This window comes from beta proteobacterium MWH-UniP1 (genome assembly GCA_036362785.1).
GTDB lineage: Bacteria > Pseudomonadota > Gammaproteobacteria > Burkholderiales > Burkholderiaceae_A > Lacustribacter.
Genome location: CP143625.1, coordinates 1,401,661 through 1,415,025, shown reverse-complemented (window position 1 = coordinate 1,415,025; position 13,365 = coordinate 1,401,661). Strand labels below are relative to the sequence as shown.

Annotated in this window: 12 protein-coding genes and 1 tRNA gene; 8 read left to right on the top strand and 5 right to left on the bottom strand. The window is 56.3% G+C overall.

Annotated elements, in window-relative coordinates:
- Positions 1–57 precede the first annotated feature (57 nt).
- A complete protein-coding gene (gene mutS, locus AOB54_06875) occupies positions 58–2,529 on the bottom strand; it encodes a DNA mismatch repair protein MutS (GenBank protein ID WVN41212.1) in 2,472 nt (823 codons plus the stop codon).
- Positions 2,530–2,563: 34 nt separating this feature from the next.
- Complete coding sequence (locus tag AOB54_06870) at positions 2,564–3,409, bottom strand: inositol monophosphatase family protein (GenBank protein ID WVN41211.1); 846 nt, start codon at positions 3,407–3,409, stop codon at positions 2,564–2,566.
- A gap of 47 nt (positions 3,410–3,456) precedes the next feature.
- Here AOB54_06870 and AOB54_06865 point away from each other — a divergent pair, with 47 nt between their 5' ends.
- Entirely contained in the window at positions 3,457–4,242 is a 786-nt protein-coding gene (locus AOB54_06865) for a TrmH family RNA methyltransferase (GenBank protein ID WVN41210.1), read from the top strand.
- Positions 4,243–4,255: 13 nt separating this feature from the next.
- Positions 4,256–4,936 (top strand): serine O-acetyltransferase, encoded by a 681-nt coding sequence (gene cysE / locus AOB54_06860; protein WVN41209.1) that lies wholly within the window; start codon positions 4,256–4,258, stop codon positions 4,934–4,936.
- Positions 4,937–4,987: 51 nt separating this feature from the next.
- Here the strand turns inward: cysE and AOB54_06855 are convergent, their stop codons facing one another.
- The 3 genes from AOB54_06855 to AOB54_06845 form a co-directional block, all read right to left on the bottom strand.
- Positions 4,988–5,830, bottom strand: a complete 843-nt coding sequence (locus tag AOB54_06855; GenBank protein ID WVN41208.1) for a UDP-2,3-diacylglucosamine diphosphatase — start codon at positions 5,828–5,830, stop codon at positions 4,988–4,990.
- 60 nt (positions 5,831–5,890) lie between these two features.
- Positions 5,891–6,388, bottom strand: a complete 498-nt coding sequence (locus AOB54_06850) for a peptidylprolyl isomerase (GenBank protein WVN41207.1) — start codon at positions 6,386–6,388, stop codon at positions 5,891–5,893.
- 66 nt (positions 6,389–6,454) lie between these two features.
- Entirely contained in the window at positions 6,455–7,093 is a 639-nt protein-coding gene (locus AOB54_06845; protein WVN41206.1) for a tetratricopeptide repeat protein, read from the bottom strand.
- Between the two features lie 71 nt (positions 7,094–7,164).
- Between AOB54_06845 and cysS the strand changes: the two genes are divergently transcribed.
- From cysS to AOB54_06815, 6 genes are all read left to right on the top strand, one after another.
- Positions 7,165–8,631 (top strand): cysteine--tRNA ligase, encoded by a 1,467-nt coding sequence (cysS, locus tag AOB54_06840; GenBank protein ID WVN41205.1) that lies wholly within the window; start codon positions 7,165–7,167, stop codon positions 8,629–8,631.
- A 27-nt stretch (positions 8,632–8,658) separates the two neighbouring features.
- On the top strand, positions 8,659–9,645 hold the full coding sequence (locus tag AOB54_06835) for an acetyl-CoA carboxylase carboxyltransferase subunit alpha (GenBank protein ID WVN41204.1): 987 nt from the start codon (positions 8,659–8,661) through the stop codon (positions 9,643–9,645).
- Complete coding sequence (tilS, locus tag AOB54_06830; protein WVN41203.1) at positions 9,646–10,590, top strand: tRNA lysidine(34) synthetase TilS; 945 nt, start codon at positions 9,646–9,648, stop codon at positions 10,588–10,590.
- 72 nt (positions 10,591–10,662) lie between these two features.
- Entirely contained in the window at positions 10,663–11,910 is a 1,248-nt protein-coding gene (locus AOB54_06825) for an aspartate kinase (protein ID WVN41202.1), read from the top strand.
- A gap of 16 nt (positions 11,911–11,926) precedes the next feature.
- Positions 11,927–12,017 (top strand) — tRNA-Ser (locus AOB54_06820).
- Between the two features lie 106 nt (positions 12,018–12,123).
- Positions 12,124–13,293 carry an FAD-dependent oxidoreductase gene (locus AOB54_06815; protein WVN41201.1) on the top strand — a complete coding sequence of 390 codons (1,170 nt, stop codon included), beginning with the start codon at positions 12,124–12,126 and terminating at the stop codon, positions 13,291–13,293.
- Positions 13,294–13,365: the final 72 nt, after the last annotated feature.

Genomic DNA, 13,365 nt, shown 5'->3' with positions numbered 1-13,365 from the left:
CATTTTTGATAAGCAAGTCGCATCAATCTGCTCTGCCGCGTCAATTCGCGTTTGGCTTCAGAATAAACTCAATTGCGGTTTGGTAGGTTGCGCTTGGTTAAATTGCTGCTGCTTTTCTTTGGCCAGGGTCATCACCGATTCGGGCAGGCCCGCAAGCTTGGCCACCTGAATACCGAAGCTGCGGCTGGCCGGTCCTGGTTCGACCCTGTGCAAAAACACCAGGCTATGTTCGTGCTCCACCGCCCCCACGTGCACATTCACAATGCTGGGGCTGAGTTTGTCGAGCGCCGTTAATTCAAAGTAGTGGGTCGCAAAAAGTGTCAGACACCGATTGGTCTGGGCGAGCGATTGCGCAATGGCCCATGCGAGTGCCAAGCCATCGGAAGTGGAGGTGCCACGGCCAATTTCGTCCATGAGTACCAGGCTTTTGTCGGTCGCCTGGTGCAGGATCATGGCGGCCTCGGTCATCTCCACCATAAAGGTGGATCGGCCACCTGCTAAATCGTCGGCAGCACCAATACGGGTGAAGATCCGGTCGAGCTCGCCAATCACCGCCTCTTGCGCGGGCACTGGTGCGCCCATGCGGGCCAGAATGGCGATGAGCGCGACTTGCCGCATATAGGTCGACTTGCCGCCCATGTTGGGGCCAGTGATCACCTGCATGCGTTGGTCTTGATGCAGCGCCGTGTCGTTGGGCGTGAAGTCTGGTGTGGTGAGCGCCAGCATGGGATGTCGGCCATTCACAATCTTGATTTCAGGCTTCTCCGATAGCTTCGGCATGGTCCAACGATCTTGGGTGATGAAGCTTGCCAGGCCCATCCAGCAATCCAGCTCAGAGAGTGCTTCTGCAGCCGTCTGTAATTGCGGCACAAAAGCATCGAGTTGAATCAGGAGCTGTTCAAATAAGAACTTTTCACGTGCCAGCGCTCGATCATTGGCGGAAAGCGCTTTTTCTTCAAAGGTTTTGAGTTCGGGTGTGATGAAGCGCTCGGCGTTTTTTAGTGTCTGGCGGCGCTGATAGTCGTCCGGTGTTTTGGAAAGCTGGCCAGCGGTGATTTCAATGTAATAGCCATGCACCGCATTAAAGCCAACCTTTAAGTTCGCAATGCCGGTGCGCTCGCGCTCGCGCGTCTCCATTTCCAGCAGAAACGCGCCGCTATCGGCCTGCAGGCTTCGGTATTCGTCTAACTCTGGGTCATAGCCTGTGCGGATCACACCGCCATCGCGGATTTGCAGGCTGCATTGCTCATCAATGGCGCGTGCCAATAATTCTTGGCAGGCAGCAAGGTTCGGCTGGGAAAGGGTGGCTGCTGACTCGCGCATCACAGCCAAATCATCCGCGGTGAGGTAAGTGTTTAATAGCGCCTGAATCTTAGTGAGTGCGATCAGCGATTGTTTAAGTGCCAGGCACTCTCGTGGCCGCACGTTGCGCAGGCTAATGCGGCCCGCAATGCGGCTGATGTCGGATACTGGCGAGAAGGCATCACGCAGTTGTATCAAGAGTTGGCTGCTTTGTTCGGCGCGCACTAACCAATGGATCGCATCTTGCCGCGCCTGTACCTGTGGGTTGTGTCGCAGGGGTGAGGCAATCCACTGCCGAAGTTTCCGGCTGCCGGCGGCGGTAACGCAGCGGTCCATAACCGAGAGCAAGGTAGCCTGTGGGTTCGCATCATTAAAAAGAGGATTGATCAGCTCCAGTGTGCGGCGTGCTACCGAATCGATGATCAGTGTGTCGTTGGCGCGGTATTGCTGTGGCGCCCGCAGGTGTGTGAGAGCTCGGCCCTGGCTTTTTTCGGCATAGGCAATCAATGCGGATATGGCGCGAAGCGCCAGTGGTGCCTGGTCTAATTCATAGGCCGCAAGCGACATCACACCCAAGCGGCTTTTCAGCAGTTCTGCGCCACGCACTGCATCGAACTCCCAGGGTGGGCGGGTGGTGAGTAACCCCCGATGGGAATGACGCAGGGGTGAGACCTCGCTGACCAATGTTTCTGCAGGGTTGATCTGTTCCAGCAAGGCAAAGGTGTCAGACACCACAGATCCGGTGTCAGACACCGTGCCTGACACCTGGGACCAGAGTAGCTCGCCACTGGCCACATCGCACCACGCCACCGCCGCTTGAGCCCCCTCTAATTCCACCGCGCAACACCAGGCCTGGGCCCGGTCGGGAATTAGTCCCGCTTCATTGAGTGTGCCCGGTGTAATAACCCGCACGACTTTGCGCTCCACGGGTCCTTTGGATGTCGCGGGATCACCAATCTGTTCGCAAATGGCAACTGATCGGCCGAGGGCCACGAGTTTGGCAAGATAACCGTCCGCCGAATGAAAGGGCACGCCAGCCATAGAAATGGGTGCGCCAGCGCTTTGTCCCCGGGTGGTCAGCGTAATGCCGAGTAGTCGTGATGCCGTCTGGGCATCTTCATAAAAGAGTTCGTAAAAGTCCCCCATGCGATAAAAGACCAGCATGTCAGGGTACTCGGCTTTGACGGCCAGGTACTGGCGCATCATGGGGGTGTGCTGGGTGGTCATGGGCGTTTAGGCGCGGATCTCATCCCAAATCAGATCATGATTGTTGTAGCCTGAGCGCGGGGCCTTTCTCCGGCGTGGGGAGTTGGTATTTGGAGAGTGTCTGCACCAGCTGACCAAATACTTTTGGCGACGCACCAATGATGTTTTCCTGGAACAGGTAGTCGTCGTCACCTTTGAAGTTCCCGATCAAGCCACCCGCTTCGGTAATCAGCAGACTGCCAGCCGCGGCATCCCAGGGCATCAAACCCATTTCGAAAAAGCCATCTAAGCGACCACAGGCGACATACGCCAGGTCGAGTGCTGCCGCACCAGGCCTGCGAAGGCCTGCTGTTTTTTGGGTTAATTCTTTGAACATGGCCACGAATATGTCCAAGCTTTCGAAATCTCGAAATGGAAAGCCTGTCCCAATCAGGGCTTCGTCCATGCGGTCTCGCTGCGACACACGAATGCGTCGATCGTTGAGCATCGCCCCTTTGCCCTTAGAAGCCACAAACAAATCGTTGTGGACGGGATCGTAGATGCAAGCTTGTGTAATTTGCCCGCGAAACGCTAGGGCGATGGAGACCGCATATTGCGGAAAGCCGTGAATGAAATTGGTGGTGCCGTCTAGCGGATCGATGATCCAGACATAGTCGGACGTGGCTGCCCGTTTGCCATGCTTACCTGCTGTGCCGGTTTCCTCTGCCAGAAAATCATGATCGGGATAGGCCGTTGACAGAATGTCGATGATGGCCTCTTCCGCTGCTCGGTCGACTTCGGTCACAAAGTCGTTCGGAGCCTTGCGGCCAATGCGAAGCAAATCAAGATCGAGACTTGCACGGTTAATGATGGTGCCGGCGCGGCGGGCCGCTTTGACGGCCGTATTGAGCAGTGGGTGCATGGTCGGGTCTTTTAAGGAGCGAGTAAAAACAAGGCATGATTGTGCCTATGACGCATTTTAGGCCACTTCAGCAGCTCTTAAGCAGAATTCGCTTTGTCTTGGTCTCGCCCAGTCACCCCGGAAATGTCGGGGCGTCGGCGCGGGCCATGCAGGCCATGGGCTTTCGGCAGCTCTGGATCGTTGATCCGGAAGACCCCAAGATCACCAGCCGTGCTGATGCCGTGGCCTTGTCCTCTGGGGCGGCCCAAGTGCTCGGGGATGCCCGGGTCGCCAGCCTGCGGGAGGCCCTGGCCGAGACCACCTGGAGTTGCGCCATGAGTGCCCGGGTCCGGGAGTTTGAGCCACCACGTCTCACTCTGGAATTGGCCTGTGAAACGCTTTTAGATCACCTGTCCGAAGACCCATCGCGAACCGTGGCCTTTGTCTTTGGGGCCGAACGCTCGGGGCTCACCAATGATCAGCTTCTGTCATGCCGAAACGTCTGTAGCCTGGATGTGGATGAAAAATTCAGTTCACTCAACCTGTCACAGGCGGTACAAGTCGTGGCTTATGCCGCAAGGCGGGCGGCCCGCGATCGCGCCACTGACGGCCCAAATATGGCGATGGGTCTTGGGGGCAATAACCGCGACTCTGCCAAACCGGCAAGCCACGAGGCGGTAATGGGCCTGCATGATCACTTGGTGCGTGTGGCAACGCGTGTTGGCTATCTAGACCCCGCCAACCCCGGCCGATTCGAAGATCGGCTAAAGCGGCTGCTAGCCAGAAAAGAAATGTGGGAAGACGAAGTCCAGATGCTCAGAGGGCTTTGTACTGAGATAGAGCGCCGCACCTGATACCCTTTTGCCTATGTTTACGACCTTACGAGAAGACGTCCGAGCCATTCTTGATCGAGACCCCGCAGCACGCGGCACCTTCGAGGTGCTGACCTGCTATCCGGGACTGCATGCCCTGTGGCTGCATCGATTGGCCCATTGGTTTTGGGTAAGTGGCTTTGGTCCGCTCAAATGGTTGGCCCGCTTTATTGCCATGATTTCGCGTTGGCTCACCGGCATTGAGATTCACCCTGGTGCGCGTCTCGGCCGCGGCGTGTTTATCGATCACGGCATGGGTGTGGTCGTGGGCGAGACTACCGAGATTGGGGACCACTGCACCATCTATCAGGGCGTTACTTTGGGCGGCACTTCCTTGGTGAAAGGCAGCAAACGCCACCCAACACTGGAAGCCCGTGTGGTCGTGGGTGCGGGTGCGAAAGTGCTTGGTCCATTCACGGTGGGCGAGGGTGCCAAGATCGGTTCGAATGCGGTGGTGGTCAAGGCCGTGCCGCCTGGCGCCACGGTGATTGGCATACCCGCGCGGATTGTGGATGAACAATATGCCGACTCCATGGCCCGTCAGGTTGAGGGCGAACGTTTCGCAGCCTATGGCGTGATGCCTGGCATGCAAGACCCAATCGATGTGGTCTTGCACCAGCTGGTCGATGAGATGAAACGCCAGCAGGAAGAAATTGAACAGTTAAAGAAAAAGTAATCGTGGTGTCAGACACCAAGACGCGGTGTCTGACACCGTGTCTGACACCAATTAGATTGAAACCGGCCGAATCCCTTGGCCGTCAAACCACAGCCCACCACCCCGAACCAACTTGCCGTTTGTGTCGGTATCCCAGTCGGGCAGCACCCAGCGGTGTTTTCCATGCGATAGAAGATATTTTCCCGGCCGATGGGTGTGGCCATGAATCAGCACATCGGCCTGACATTCGCCAACCAATTGATCCGCCTGCGCTTCGGTGATGTCCATAATCGCCATGGTTTTGCCAGATTTTTCAACCTCGCTTTGCGCGCGAAGCTGTTGCGCAATCTGCAGGCGCTCGGCCAACGGCTTTGCTAAAAATGCCGCCTGCCATTGCGGGTCGCGAACCTGTTGTCGGAATGCCTGGTAGGCCGCATCTTGGGTGCAGAGTTGATCGCCGTGGCTCAGCAGAATGCGTAAAAGCTCTTTTGTTCTTGGTGTGCTCGCCACGGTTTCGTTGTCACTGCCCCTGATCATGACGTCAGATCGAATCTCGATCACAGTGGGGTCGGTTAGCAGCGTGACCCCCGTCGCAGCAGCAAATCCTTGGCCAATTAGAAAATCACGATTGCCGTGTAAAAAATACGTCACGATATCGGCTTGTGCCACTGCACGAAGGTGCTGGCACAGCTGAGCGTGAACGGAAGACGGCGCAGCAAGCGACAGTTGATCGTCCCCCACCCAGGCATCGACCAAATCCCCCAAGATGAAAAGCGCCTGCGGCTTTTGTGGCGCAGAGACGGTGTGCGCGATCAGCCAGGAGAAAAAGGCGTGGGCGAGTTTGGGCTGGTCTTGGTTTAAGTGAACATCAGAAACCAGGAGCGCGGAACGAATCGGAATTGTCGCGTTGTTCATTGTGACAAGACCGATTCGTTAGTGGACCGTTTAACAACGATAGGTCACGAAGTGACAGGCTTACTGAACGACCGTTGCCTTGATGATGGTGACTGGCTCAAGTGGCACGTTTTGGTGAAAGCCGTTGTTACCGGTTTTTACTTTCTTGATCTTGTCGACCACATCGGTGCCGGCGGTGACCTTGCCAAATACCGCATAGCCCCAGCCACTATTGGTGGGCGAGCTGAAGTTCAGAAAATCGTTGTCCACCACGTTTATGAAAAATTGCGCGCTTGCCGAATGGGGATCGCTGGTGCGGGCCATGGCAATGGTGTACTTCAGGTTCTTCAGGCCATTGTCAGCCTCGTTCTTGATGGGGGCTTTGGTGGGCTTTTGGACCATCTTGTCGGTAAAGCCGCCGCCTTGAATCATGAAGTTGTCCATCACGCGATGAAAGATGGTGCCATCATAGTGGCCAGACTTCACATAGTTGACAAAATTTTCTACCGTAACGGGCGCTTTCTTGGCATCCAATTCAAGCGTGATGTCGCCCATCGAGGTCTGTAGCTTTACATTCATGGTCTGTTCTCCGTGGTGATGAATGGATTGTGAAAAATTTTTGTGGGGGGCGGTGTAAAACCCAGCCTATCGGTTGGTCAACACACGCGTGGACCGAATGGCAGGTGTCTTGGCCAGATAGTCGAGCTTTAACTTCACGCTGGGGGCAGGCTGTTTGGCCTTTGCAGCTTTTTCATAAGTACTCATGGCCAAACGCACGTAAAGATCTGCCAGATTTTCGTAAGCCAGGGCATAGTCTGGCCGGTTCTGGATCGCGCGCTCTAGTAAAAGCCGTGCTTTTTGGAGTTCGTTTTGCTCAACATAAAGTGCGGCCAAGTTGTTGAACGGCTCCGACAATTCTGGGAAGTCTTCGGTGAGCAACTCAAAGGTCTGGATGGCCTCACCCCGTTTGCCAATTTCCGCAAACAGCACGCCCTGCAGGAAACGCCACTGAGGGTCGCGTGGCCGTTTGGCAAGGCTTGCCTCAATCAATTCGGCGGCCTCGGTCCACTGCTGGCGGCTGATGTGTTCTCGGGCCGCCAGTAACTCAGGGGAGGCGGCGGGGGCCGTTGGCCGGCCAGGCTTCTGGCCTGGCGAGGTCGGTCCCGTGCCGGGTGCTGGGGTGGCCGGAAGGGGTGCTGCCCCGGTCTGGGCGTGGCTTACGCCTGCAGCGAGTGCCAATGCGACAGCGATTAGGCCGGTGGTTAAAAATGAATTCTTGGTCATTCCCATAAAATGCGGGGTGGCGCGCCCCTGGGGCGCAAACTGTCCTGAGTGATTCAGTCTAGCATGGTGAATTGTTGAAGATTTTCAATACCCTAAGCCGTAGCAAAGTCGATTTCGTGCCCATTGAGCCCGGCCGAGTCCGGATGTATGTCTGCGGCATGACCGTCTATGACTACTGCCATATTGGCCATGCACGGGTCATGGTGGTCTTTGATGTGGTGAGTCGTTGGCTTCGGGCCAGTGGGTATCAGGTGACCTATGTCCGCAACATCACCGACATTGACGACAAGATTATTAAGCGCGCGGTTGAGAATAACGAGCCCATTTCTGCCCTGACCAATCGGTTTATCGCTGCCATGAACGAGGATGCGGCTGCCCTTGGGGTCATCCCCCCAAATCACGAGCCGCGGGCGACCGACTATGTCCCACAGATGCTGGAGGTCATTGGGGCCTTGGAAAAAAATGGTCTGGCCTATCAGGCCCAGATCCCCGGTGGCGGTCAGGGCGATGTGAATTTCTCAGTGCGTGGCTTTGCTGGTTACGGAAAGCTTTCGGGCAAATCCTTGGATGAATTGCGTGCCGGGGAGCGGGTCGCCGTTGGCGATGGTAAAAAAGATCCTCTGGATTTCGTGCTCTGGAAGGCTTCCAAGGCCGATGAGCCGGCCGAGGTGAAGTGGCCCTCGCCGTGGGGAGAGGGCCGCCCAGGTTGGCATATTGAGTGTTCGGCCATGAGCTGCAGTCTGCTCGGCAAGCATTTTGATATTCACGGGGGTGGCGCGGATTTGCAGTTTCCTCACCACGAAAATGAGATTGCCCAATCCGAGGGGGCCTGGGGCAAAGAGACCGGCCAACCGTTTGTAAACCTGTGGATGCACAACGGTTTCGTGCGGGTCGATGATGAAAAGATGTCGAAGTCTCTGGGCAACTTTTTCACCATCCGTGATGTGTTGAAAAAGTTTGATGCCGAAGTGGTTCGATTTTTCATTCTGCGTGCCCACTATCGCAGCCCACTCAATTATTCAGATGCGCATTTGGAAGATGCCCGTCAATCGCTAGGGCGTCTTTACACCGCCCTGGCAGGCGCTGGCATCGATACCGAAAATAAGTCACCAGCCGTCGATTGGGCGACAGTCTCCGAGCAGGCCTCTGCATCGGGTGTGTCGGCGGTGGCCGACTCCATTGCGGCTTTTCGTGCCGCCATGGACGATGACTTCAACACACCCATTGCGGTGGCGGCATTATTTGACCTTGCGACTGAGGCCAACAAGGCCCAAGATCCTGCCAGTCGGCTGGCAATTGCCCAGACATTGCGCGGCCTTGCCGGCTGTCTGGGACTTCTGGGCAGACCCCCGCAGGCCTTTCACCAGAGTGCGGCCCAGGGCCTGGATCGGCAGGCCATCGAGGCACTGATTGCCGAACGCGCTGCCTCCAAAAAGGCCAAGAACTTTGCCCGGGCCGACCAGATTCGGGCAGACTTACTGGCCCAAGGCGTGGTGCTGGAAGATAGCCCAGCGGGAACCACCTGGCGGGCGAGTTAGGCGTTTCTATAGGACAATTGCGGCCAAATGGCGAATACAACCCCTGTAAAACAAACGTTTCTGGATTTCGAGCAGCCCGTGGCCGAGCTCGAAGCCAAGATTGAAGAGCTCCGCTTTGTGCAAAGCGATTCTGCGGTCGATATTTCTGAAGAGATTGATCGACTGAAATCCAAGACCGAGTCTCAGCTCAAAGACATTTTTGCGAAGCTCACGCCCTGGCAGATTTCCCAGGTGGCCCGCCACCCGCAGCGGCCGTACACCCTGGATTACATCGGAGCGATCTTCACCGATTTTTATGAACTGCATGGCGACCGATCCTTTGCCGATGATCCGGCGATTGTGGGTGGTGTTGCCCGGTTTAATGGCCAGAGTGTGATGGTGATCGGCCATCAAAAGGGCCGTGATCTGAAAGAGCGCACTTTCCGAAACTTCGGCATGCCCAGGCCCGAGGGCTATCGCAAGGCGTTAAGGCTGATGGAGTTGGCTGAAAAATTCAGAATTCCTGTGATCACGCTGATCGATACGCCGGGCGCTTACCCCGGTATTGGTGCAGAAGAGCGTGGGCAGTCCGAGGCGATTGGCCGAAATCTATTGGTGATGGCCGGCCTGAAAGTGCCGATTGTGTCCATCATTATTGGTGAGGGCGGCTCGGGTGGTGCGCTGGCGATTGCGGTGGGCGATGTGCTGATGATGTTGCAGTACTCCACTTACTCGGTGATTTCGCCTGAAGGCTGTGCCTCGATTCTTTGGAAGAGTGCAGACAAGGCACCCGAGGCCGCAGAGACCTTGGGCATTACGGCTGCGCGGCTCAAAACACTCGGCCTGGTGGACAAGGTGGTGGCTGAGCCGCTGGGGGGCGCCCATCGCGATCCCGCCCAGATGGCCGAAAACCTGAAAAAAGCGATCGCGGAATCGCTGCGTGGTTTCCACAACTTGGACACCGACACCCTTATTGCCCAGCGTCATGCGCGTATACGCGCCATGGGCAAATTTAAGGAAATCAAGGCGGCGTAAATGTCGCTCAAAATTGTGGTCGGGCTCTCTGGTGGGCTCGACTCCACGGTGTTGCTGCATGTTCTGCATCGTATGCAGCAAAAACGGCCTGACCTTTTCTCGTTATCGGCCATTCATGTTCATCACGGGTTGCAGCCCGCGGCTGATGATTTTGTTCGGCAGTGTCAGCAGCTTTGTGCGGGGCTGGCCGTGTCTTTGCAGGTGGTGCGTGTGGATATTCCTGCTTCTGAAATTTCCAGTCTCGGGGTAGAGGCTGCTGCCCGGCGCTATCGTTACCAGGCGTTTGCCGATCACCTGCCCGACCATGCGGTCTTAGCACTTGCCCACCACCGCGATGACTTGGTGGAAACAGCACTGCTGCAGTGGATCCGTGGGGCGGGCCTGGAGGGCCTATCGGCCATGACACGTTTGTCTCCCATGCAATTGGGGGCAAGACGTGTTGTACGTTGGCGGCCGCTTCTGGATCAGGGCAGGGCGGAATTGTTGGCCTATGCCCAGGCCGAGGGTCTGCGTTGGATTGAAGATCCAACCAACACGGACATTGATTTAGCCCGCAACCGCATTCGGCATGAGGTGATGCCGGTCTTGAGAAGTCTGCGCCAAGGCGCGGATTCCGCCATGGCCAGAAGTATTGCCCACTTGCAGACTGCCCGTGATCTGTTGGAATTGGTGACTGAACAGGCCCTGGAAGAGAGCCGGCTGCCCGAGGGGCGGCTAAACCTGGATGTGTTGTTTGCCCAAGACGAGGCTCTGGCCGCTCGGATTGTCCGCGGGTGGCTCAAGCAGCACGGGGCCCCGACCCCGCCCACACGCCGTTTAAGCGAGTTTTTGCGGCAATTGCGGGCCGCCCGAGAGCCTTTTGCCCAGATGGACATTGCCGATCCTGCGACTGGCCAGGTCTGGCAGGTGGTCCGCGAGCGGCGATTTCTGCGGATTGGGCGATAATTCGGGGTTGGGTTTTTGTGGCCCAAGCGGCCGTGCGTTCACGTCCGTTTTGACTCTACTTCATACATAACCATGGCATTGATTGTTCATAAGTACGGCGGCACATCGATGGGCTCGGTGGAGCGCATCAAAAATGTGGCGCGTCGTGTCGCCAAGTGGCAGAAAGCCGGCTATCAGGTGGTGGTGGTGCCGTCGGCCATGTCCGGCGAAACCAATCGACTCTTGGGCCTTGCGAAAGAAATTAGTGATCGTGCAGACCCCCGTGAGTTAGATCAGATTGCATCGACCGGTGAGCAGGTCTCGGTGGGGTTGCTGGCGATTGCGCTGCATGCCGCAGGCGTAAAGGCCAAGAGCTACACCGGCTGGCAAGTTCCTGTGAAGACAGATTCCGCCTACACCAAGGCCCGTATCGAATCGATTGACGATAAACGTGTGCGGGCTGATTTGGATAGTGGCCATGTGGTGGTGATTACAGGCTTTCAAGGGATTGATTCGGCGGGCAACATCACGACCCTTGGCCGTGGTGGTTCTGACACATCGGCAGTGGCCATTGCAGCAGCATTAAAGGCTGATGAGTGTTTGATCTACACCGATGTGGATGGCGTGTACACCACTGACCCACGGATTGTTCCCGAGGCCAAGCGCCTGGAACGCGTGACCTTTGAGGAAATGCTGGAAATGGCAAGCCTGGGCTCTAAGGTGTTGCAGATCCGCTCGGTGGAGTTCGCCGGCAAATACAAAGTGAAGACTCGTGTGCTGTCGAGTCTGACCGACCCCGATATTCCACTTTCAGAAGAGGCCCACTCCGGCACACTGATCACGTACGAGGAAGATGAGACCATGGAACAGGCAGTTATTTCAGGCATTGCGTTTAACCGCGACGAGGCAAAAATCACTGTGTCGGGCGTGCCCGACAAACCCGGCATTGCCTACAAAATTTTGGGGCCGGTCGCGGCTGCCAATATTGATGTGGACATGATCATTCAAAATGCCAGCCACGACGGCACGACTGACTTCTCGTTTACGGTCCATCGGAATGAGTTAGACAAGGCCCTTGAGGTCATCAATGCGAAGGTGCAGCCGGTGATCAATGCCCGATCCATTACGGGTGCAAAAGACATTTGTAAGGTGTCGGTGGTGGGCATTGGCATGCGCAGCCATGTGGGCATTGCCAGTCAGATGTTCGAGACCTTGTCGAACGAGGGCATCAACATTCAGATGATTTCCACCAGTGAGATCAAGATCTCGGTGGTGATTGATGACAAATATATGGAATTGGCCGTACGCGCACTTCACAAGGCGTTTGGGCTAGAATCCTAGGCTGTTTGCAGTTTCCGGAGACGTGACCGAGAGGCCGAAGGTGCTCCCCTGCTAAGGGAGTATGTGCCAAAAGCGCATCGAGGGTTCGAATCCCTCCGTCTCCGCCAGGAGTAGATCTAACCCATTGAATTTAAAGAAGTTTCCGAGCAGATTTCTAGGCCATCTCACTGTAGCTAGAATGACTGCTTCTTTCTAACCATGGTCCGAACTGCTATGGCTTCAGTGCGCCAGGATGTAGTAATCGTGGGTGGAGGCGTTATTGGCTCCGCGGCGGCTTATTTTCTGAAGTCCCGGGGTGTAGACCGGGTCACTGTGATCGAGCCCGACCCGACCTATAGCAAAGCGGCCACCCCGGTGGCCACGGGAGGGTGTCGCCGCCTGTTCTCCTTGCCGGAGAACATCGCGATGTCGGATTTCAGTATTGGGTTTTACAAAGAGTTTGCCCAGCGGATGGCGGTGCCCGGCTACAACCCCGATGTCCAGTGGAAGGAATGGGGTTACTTGTTTGTTGTGGGGCCACAGCATGCCAAAGCGCTAGAGCAGAATTTCGCCACACAGCGAGCGCATGGGGTAGAGGTAGAACTACTCGACCGAATGGCCATTTCGTCACGCTACCCCTGGATGAAAACCGACGATTTGGCCTTGGCGTGCTTATCTCCCAGAGACGGATGGTTAGACCCCAACAGTGCCTTGCAGGGCTTCCGCAAGAAGGCCCAAGCGATGGGTGTTGAGTATGTCGAAGATCGCGTGGTGGGCCTCACGCTCTCGGGCAAACGCCTCACGCACGTTCAGTTAGCCCGTGGTGACCTTTTGACTGCCGACAACGTGATCAATGCTGCGGGGTGTTGGGCTGGATCGGTCTCCAAGCTTGCCGCCATGGATTTGCCAGTAAACCCCATGCGTCGGTTTGAGCACTTTGTTGAAATTGAGGCCGAGTTGCCCCCGATGCCGTTACTCAAAGATCCGGACCGCCTGGTCGTTCGCCCTGAGGGTCGAGGGTATTCGGTGGGCCTAGTCAATTCCCATGAGCCGCGTGGGTTTAACTTCGACGTAGATCACACCTGGTTTGAGCGGGTTGTATGGCCGGCGTTGGCGGGTCGGATCCCCGCGTTCGAGAGTCTCAAGCTACGCCGCGAGTGGTCGGGGCTCTACGACGAATGTGATTTAGACGGAAACATGATCCTAGGGAATTGGCCGGGCCGTTTGGATAACTTTTACGTGGCCTGCGGGTTCTCCGGCCACGGCCTGATGCATGCCCCGGCAGTTGGCAGGGCATTGGCCGAACTGATTGTTGATGGTCGTTATGAAAGCATTGATTTGTCGCGTCTTGGTTACCAGCGAGTTGTTGATCAGGCGCCGTTGCCAGAGGTGGGGATTGTTTAGGCACGTTCCCGAGAGCATGACATTCATGCATTTGTAGTGGTTTTAGATGCTAATAAATGCTAGTGTTCAGTC

Excerpts from the sequence above, each read along its gene's own strand:
- AOB54_06855 (WVN41208.1), bottom strand. The coding sequence starts at position 5,830 with ATGAACAACGCGACAATTCCGATTCGTTCCGCGCTCCTGGTTTCTGAT.
- AOB54_06850 (WVN41207.1), bottom strand. The coding sequence starts at position 6,388 with ATGAATGTAAAGCTACAGACCTCGATGGGCGACATCACGCTTGAATTG.
- AOB54_06865 (WVN41210.1), top strand. The coding sequence starts at position 3,457 with ATGACGCATTTTAGGCCACTTCAGCAGCTCTTAAGCAGAATTCGCTTT.
- mutS (WVN41212.1), bottom strand. The coding sequence starts at position 2,529 with ATGACCACCCAGCACACCCCCATGATGCGCCAGTACCTGGCCGTCAAA.
- AOB54_06835 (WVN41204.1), top strand. The coding sequence starts at position 8,659 with ATGGCGAATACAACCCCTGTAAAACAAACGTTTCTGGATTTCGAGCAG.
- tilS (WVN41203.1), top strand. The coding sequence starts at position 9,646 with ATGTCGCTCAAAATTGTGGTCGGGCTCTCTGGTGGGCTCGACTCCACG.
- cysE (WVN41209.1), top strand. The coding sequence starts at position 4,256 with ATGTTTACGACCTTACGAGAAGACGTCCGAGCCATTCTTGATCGAGAC.
- AOB54_06815 (WVN41201.1), top strand. The coding sequence starts at position 12,124 with ATGGCTTCAGTGCGCCAGGATGTAGTAATCGTGGGTGGAGGCGTTATT.
- AOB54_06870 (WVN41211.1), bottom strand. The coding sequence starts at position 3,409 with ATGCACCCACTGCTCAATACGGCCGTCAAAGCGGCCCGCCGCGCCGGC.
- AOB54_06825 (WVN41202.1), top strand. The coding sequence starts at position 10,663 with ATGGCATTGATTGTTCATAAGTACGGCGGCACATCGATGGGCTCGGTG.
- AOB54_06845 (WVN41206.1), bottom strand. The coding sequence starts at position 7,093 with ATGACCAAGAATTCATTTTTAACCACCGGCCTAATCGCTGTCGCATTG.